Source organism: Streptomyces sp. SM10 (genome assembly GCF_002910915.1).
GTDB lineage: Bacteria > Actinomycetota > Actinomycetes > Streptomycetales > Streptomycetaceae > Streptomyces.
On record NZ_NEUF01000141.1, the window covers coordinates 1 to 6,462 of the forward strand.

Annotated in this window: 4 protein-coding genes and 1 pseudogene; all 5 read right to left on the reverse strand. The window is 71.1% G+C overall.

The features are described 5' to 3' along the window. Positions 1 to 1,401: an IS4 family transposase gene (locus B9S57_RS22915; protein ID WP_103516606.1), complete on the reverse strand. Its 1,401-nt coding sequence runs from the start codon at positions 1,399 to 1,401 to the stop codon at positions 1 to 3. A gap of 128 nt (positions 1,402 to 1,529) precedes the next feature. Next, the gene (gene dnaG / locus B9S57_RS22920; protein ID WP_103517474.1) at positions 1,530 to 3,437 is read right to left on the reverse strand and encodes a DNA primase; all 1,908 of its coding nucleotides are present in this window, start codon (positions 3,435 to 3,437) and stop codon (positions 1,530 to 1,532) included. Between the two features lie 95 nt (positions 3,438 to 3,532). Beyond that, positions 3,533 to 4,792, reverse strand: coding sequence for an NAD(P)/FAD-dependent oxidoreductase (locus B9S57_RS22925; protein WP_103517475.1), 1,260 nt, complete (start codon positions 4,790 to 4,792; stop codon positions 3,533 to 3,535). Positions 4,793 to 4,910: 118 nt separating this feature from the next. Beyond that, a complete protein-coding gene (locus tag B9S57_RS22930; RefSeq protein WP_103517477.1) occupies positions 4,911 to 6,221 on the reverse strand; it encodes a deoxyguanosinetriphosphate triphosphohydrolase in 1,311 nt (436 codons plus the stop codon). 36 nt (positions 6,222 to 6,257) lie between these two features. After that, a pseudogene (locus B9S57_RS22935) lies at positions 6,258 to 6,462 on the reverse strand (sirohydrochlorin chelatase); the annotation flags it as partial.

Genomic DNA, 6,462 nt, shown 5'->3' on the forward strand with positions numbered 1-6,462 from the left:
TTAGCCGTCTGGCGGGTTTGGCAACGTACGGATCTCGATGTGGACGGTGGTCTTGTGGGTGCGATGGTCGATGTCGCGGCCGACGGCGCGGTACTTGGAACTGATCGCTCGTTTCTTCACGCGGGGCCGGGACCGTTCTCGGCGGGCGGGTAGGAGGCCGTTGAGTATGGCGGTGCCGATCCGGCCGACGAGGTCGATCCGGGTGTGGGTGATGATGCCGGCCGCACGGATGATCTGGTCACGTGCCGTGTTCAGCGCGATGGTGAATGCGGCGCGGTCGGGGTCGATGTCGGGCCGGTGCAGGACAGCGTCGCTCATCGCGGTGCGTAGTGCCTGGTAGGCGACCAGGAGTGCCCAGGTCTCCTGGGTGACGGCTGCCGGGTGGCGTCCGCGCAGGACTCTGCCACCGAGGATGGTCGATTTCAGCTCGCAGTAGCTGGTCTCGATTTCCCAGCGCTCGCGGTAGAGCCTGACCAGTGCGGTGGCGGGTGCCTCGTCCGGGTCGAGCAGGCTGGTGACAAGCCGGTAGGTGCTACGAGTGACGGGGCGCTTGCCGGTGCCGTCGGTGGGGGTGAGAGTGATGGTGGCCTCGATGACGCGGACGGTGACTTCCCCTATGCGGGACAGGAACGTGCCGTCGGGCAGCCGGCGCCCGATCGGCAACTTGAGAGCCGTGGTGTGGGTCTTGGCACGGATGAGGAAGTCCGCGCCGGTGGAGGCGACCGTGCTCACGAAGGCGGTGGCGGAGAAGTTCCGGTCGCCCAGCAGCAGCGTTCCGGGCCGTAGCGCTCCGGTCGTGCCCGCGGTGGTGGCCAGGTCGCGGGCGTAGGTCAGTTCGCCGGTCGCGTCGGTGCCGAAGACGGCGTCCAGGAGGGTTCGGGTCCCGCAGGCCACCAGCGTGACCAGACGCAGCATCGGGTATCCGGCCGGCCCGTTCTGTCCTGCCTTCGCCTTGGGGAACACTTGCAGGTTCGCGGGTGTGTCCGGCAGGGCGATCTGGGTGCCGTCGATCGCGACCACCAGTCTGCCCGCGAACCGTGTCATTTGTGTCGCGGCCACTGCTGCGGGGCCTTTGACCAGGTCGAAGAGTGCTTTCAACGGTTTGGGGCCGACGCGTCGCATCGCGGCCGTGATCGATGAACCCGCCGGCACGGGCAGCGGCGCGGGCAGTGAGGCGGTCAGCCGGGACCAGATCCCGGTCCAGCCCAGGCCGGTGAACAGCGCGCCTGCGAGCAGGAGGTAGACCACCACCCGCGACGGCAGCCGCCGCACCCGCTGCTGCAGACCACCCGCGGATGCGAGCGCCTCATCGACGAGATGGAAGGGAACAACCTGGGTCAACTCGCCCAGGTGCCCCACGGCAAACACACCGGGGGCATGCGTAATGACAGAATCGGACACAGCAGCCCTTGTGGAGGAACACGAGTCTTGGCGGACCCGAGAACCACTACAAGGGCTGCACCCGTATCACCAGCCGAAACGCCGAGCATTGCGCCGCAGATCGAACCTCTAACCGAACGGCATTGGCCCTAGAGGGCGTCGGCGCCGTGGCTCCGCAGCGACTGGGCGTACTGCTGGAGGACCCAGACCTCGTTCTGCGCGGCGGCCAGGTGGTCCGGGGCGACGTTGCTGCCCAGGCGGGCCAGGCTGCCCTGGACGTCGCCGATCCGGCGGTCGACGGCGCGCAGACGGACCTGGACGAGCTGCATGCCCGCGTACGTCTCGTCGATCGTCTTGCCGTGGAACACCTCGACGGCGAGCTCCGTGACGAGGTTGCGCACGGTGTTGTCGGGCGCCGCGTCCAGCACGTTGACCAGGTACTCGCGCGTCTCGGCCAGACCCTGTTCGGCGCCCCCCGCCTCCGCGATGCACTGGCGCACCGCCGCGTAGGGCGGGGCGGTGAACTCGTCGATGCCGTAGGCGTCGAAGGCGGGCGAGACGAGGGCGGGCTTCTGCAGGGCCAGCTTGAGCAGCTCGCGCTCGGTGCGGTGGGCGGGGCTGCGGAGGTTGAGCGCGGGCCCCTGGGGCGCCTTCGGGGCCTGCGTCTGCTGCTGCGGGGGGCCGCCACGGGGCGGCCCGCCCTGCGCGGGTCCGCGCTCGCCCCGGTCGCGGGCCCAGCGGGCGAGCTGGCCGACGCGCTTGACGACGAACTGGGTGTCGAGGATGCCCAGCAGGCCGGCCAGCTGGACGGCGACCTCGTGCTGCGAGGAGCTGTTCTTGATGCGGGCGACCACGGGCCCCGCCTCGTCGAGCGCTGCGGCGCGGCCTGCGGGGGTCTCCAGGTCGTACCGGCCGACGATCTGGCGGAGCGCGAATTCGAAGAGCGGGGTGCGCGGTTCGACCAGGTCGCGGACCGCGTCGTCGCCCTTGGCGAGCCGCAGGTCACACGGGTCCATGTTGTCCGGGGCGATCGCGATGTAGGTCTCGGCGGCGAACTTCTGGTCGTCCTCGAAGGCGCGCAGCGCAGCCTTCTGGCCTGCGGCGTCACCGTCGAAGGTGAAGATCACCCGGGCACTGCCGTTGTCCATCAGGAGCCTGCGGAGGATCTTGATGTGGTCGTTGCCGAACGCCGTGCCGCAGGTGGCGATGGCCGTGGTGACGCCGGCGAGGTGGCAGGCCATGACGTCGGTGTACCCCTCGACGACGACGGCTCGGCTCGCCTTGGCGATGTCCTTCTTGGCCAGGTCGATGCCGTACAGCACCTGGGACTTCTTGTAGATCGAGGTCTCGGGGGTGTTGAGGTACTTCGGGCCGTTGTCGTCGTCGCGCAGCTTGCGGGCGCCGAAGCCGACGATCTCGCCGGAGGTGTCACTGATCGGCCACATGAGCCGGCCGCGGAAACGGTCGATCGGGCCCCGGCGGCCGTCCTGGGAGAGCCCGGAGCTGATGAGCTCCTTGTCGCTGAACCCCTTGCCGCGCAGGAAGCGGGTGAGGTGGTCCCAGCCGGCGGGGCTGTAGCCGACACCGAAATGGGCGGCCGCGTCCTGGTCGAAGCCGCGTCCGGCGAGGAACTTCCGGCCGATCTCGGCCTCGGGGCCGTTCAGCTGCTCGCGGTAGAAGTCCGCGGCGATCTTGTGTGCCTCGACCAGCCGGATGCGCTCGCCGCGCTGGTGGGAGGGGTTGTAGCCGCCCTCCTCGTACCGCAGGGTGATGCCCGCCTTGGCGGCGAGGCGCTCGACCGTCTCGGAGAAGGTGAGGTGATCGATCTTCATCACGAAGGCGATCGTGTCGCCGCCCTCCTGGCAGCCGAAGCAGTGGAACAGGCCCTTGCCCGGGCTCACCTGGAAGGAGGGGGACTTCTCGTCGTGGAAGGGGCAGAGTCCCTTGAGGTTCCCGCCGCCGGCGTTCTTGAGCTGGAGGTACTCGGACACGACGGCGTCGATCGGGACCGCGTCCCGGACCGCCTTCACGTCGTCGTCATTGATCCTGCCTGCCACGGGTGAAGTCTACGGGTGGGGCCGGCCGTCCGGGACCGGCCGGCGGCGGGGCTCCGCCACCGGTGCCGGCCGTTCCCGGGAGGCCGGGCCACCGGTCAGAGCAGGGAATCCAGGGGCACCGAGGGGTCGCCCAGGGCATCCGGGGCGACCGGCCGGGCGGCCTTGACCAGCTTCTGGATGTCCTCGGTGACGTCCCACACATTGACGTTCATCCCGGCCAGGACGCGGTTGTCCTTCAGCCAGAAGGCGATGAACTCGCGCTTGCCCGCGTCGCCGCGGATGACGACCTGGTCGTACGAGCCGGGCGGCGCCCAGCCGGAGTACTCCAGGCCGAGGTCGTACTGGTCGGAGAAGAAGTACGGCACCCGGTCGTACGAGACGTCCTGGCCGAGCATGGCCTTCGCGGCGGCCGGTCCGCTGTTCAGGGCGTTCGCCCAGTGCTCCACGCGCAGCCGGCCGCCGAAGAGCGGATGGTCCACGGAGGCGATGTCCCCGGCGGCGAAGATGTGCGGATCGCTGGTGCGCAGGGAGGCGTCGACGACGACACCGCCGCCCTCGGAGCGGGCCGCCATGGCGAGCCCCGCGGCCTCCGCGAGCGAGGTGCGCGGCGCGGCGCCGATCGCGGCGAGCACGTCGTGGGCGGGGTGCTCCTCACCGTCGTCGGTGCGGGCGGCGAGGACGAGACCGTCCTGTCCGGTGATCTCGGTGAGGCGTGCGCCGAAGTGGAAGCGGACCCCGTGCTCGGCGTGCAGATCGGTGAAGATCTGGCCGACCTCCGGGCCGACGACGTGGTGCAGCGGGGTCGCGGAGGGTGCGACGACGGTGACCTCGGCGCCGTAGCCGCGGGCCGCCGCGGCGACCTCCAGACCGATCCAGCCGGCTCCGGCGATCACCAGGTGGCCGTTGTCCCGGCCGAGGGCCGCGAGGACGCCCCGCAGCCGTTCGGAGTGGGCGAGACGGCGGAGGTGGTGGACGCCGACCAGGTCGGTGCCCGGGATGTCGAGCCGCCGGGGCTCGGCGCCGGTGGCGAGCAGCAGCTTGTCGTAGTGGACGACGGTGTTGTCGCCGAGCTGCACGGACCGGCCGGCCCGGTCGATGGAGGTGACCACCTGGCCGAGGTGGAGCTCGATGTCCGCGCCGGCGTACCAGGCGGTCCTGTGGACGAAGACGGAGTCCCGCTCGTCCTTGCCCAGCAGGTAGCCCTTGGAGAGGGGAGGCCGTTCGTAGGGATGGTCGCGCTCGTCCCCGATGAGGATCACCCGGCCGCTGAAGCCCTCCGCCCGGAGTGTCTCGGCCGCCTTCGCTCCGGCGAGTCCTCCGCCGATGATGACGAACGTCCGATGTGCGTCGACCACTTGATGCCTCCTCGGTACTGTGCTGCGCGGCGCCGCCACCTGCGAGCGTCCCGCACGCGGCGTGATGGCGAAAGAGGGTGTGCCCCGATCAGGTCACAGCCGCTGGCATGTGGCCCGGTCATGGTCCAGTCTGCCGGGCGCCCGTGAGTGTCCCGTGGAGGGACCGCGCGGAAGCGTCCGTCAATGCGGCGATCTGGTCGACGATGACCCGCTTGCGCGCCCGGTCGTCGGGGGCCTCCGCGTACAGGGCGCGGAACTGCGGTTCGAGGCCCTCGGGCGCGCGGGCGGTGAGGGCCGCGGCGAGCTCCGCGATGACGATCCGCTGGTCGGCGCGGATGACCTCCTGCTCGGCGCGCTGCATGACGTAGCGGTCCGCGACCGCCTTGAGGACGGCGCACTCGTTGCGCACCTCGCGCGGGACGATGAGCTCCGCGCCGTATCTGCCGAGCCGTCCGGGGCCGTACGCCGCGTGGGTGGCGGCCTCGGCCGCGAGGCAGAACCTGCCGATGAGCTGGCTCGTCGCGTCCTTCAGACGGGCCTGGGCGACCGCGGTGCCGTCGTAGCCGTGCGGCCACCACTCCTGGGCGGTGAGCCGGTCGAGGGCCTCGGCGAGCTCCTGGCGGTCGGTGTCCACGGGGACGTACCGTCCGACGGCGACGTCCCAGATCTCCTGGCGTTCCGGCTCGGAGAAGAGGCAGCCGGGGTCGATGTGCCCGGCGTGCAGCCCGTCCTCGAAGTCGTGCACGGAGTAGGCGACGTCGTCGGACCAGTCCATGACCTGCGCCTCGAAGCACTTGCGGTCCTGCGGGGCGCCCTTGCGGACCCACTCGAAGACGGGCAGGTCGTCCTCGTACACACCGAACTTGGGTGACCCCGGGTCCGTGGGGTGCGCGCCCCTGGGCCAGGGGTACTTGGTGGCGGCGTCCAGGGCGGCCCGGGACAGGTTGAGCCCGACGCTGACGAGCTCACCGCTGCGGGGGTCGCGGACGAAGCGCTTGGGCTCCAGGCGGGTCAGCAGGCGCAGCGACTGGGCGTTGCCCTCGAAGCCGCCGCAGTCCGACGCGAAGTCGTTGAGCGCCTGTTCGCCGTTGTGGCCGAAGGGCGGGTGGCCCATGTCGTGGGCGAGACAGGCCGCCTCCACGAGGTCGGGGTCGCAGCCGAGCGCGGCACCGAGCTCCCGGCCGACCTGGGCGCACTCCAGGGAGTGGGTGAGACGGGTGCGGGGGCTGGCGTCCCAGGCCAGACCGCGGGTGCCCGGTGTGACGACCTGGGTCTTGCCGGCGAGCCTGCGCAGGGCGGCGGAGTGCAGCACCCGTGCGCGGTCGCGCTGGAAGGCGGTGCGGCCGGGGCGTTTGTCCGGCTCGGTGTCCCAGCGCTCGGTGTCAGCGGTGCCGTAGGGCGTGTCCCTGGGGTCGTGCGTACCGTCCATGTCTCCGACATTAGCCCGGTGGGCTGACAGGAAGGGTCAGGCTGAGGCCAGGAGGCGGGGGTGCGTCAGGGCGTCGTGCGCCGGGTCGGTACCGGCCGCTGCCTGGTCGTAGCGGTGCAGCAGGAGACGTGCCATCGCCGGATGCGCGCCGAGCGGCGCGGCGGCGATGCCCGGGGCGGCGGCGGCCGAGACGGTCGCGAAGCGGCCGGGAGCCGTGAAGTACGAGGCGACGGCGGTGCGG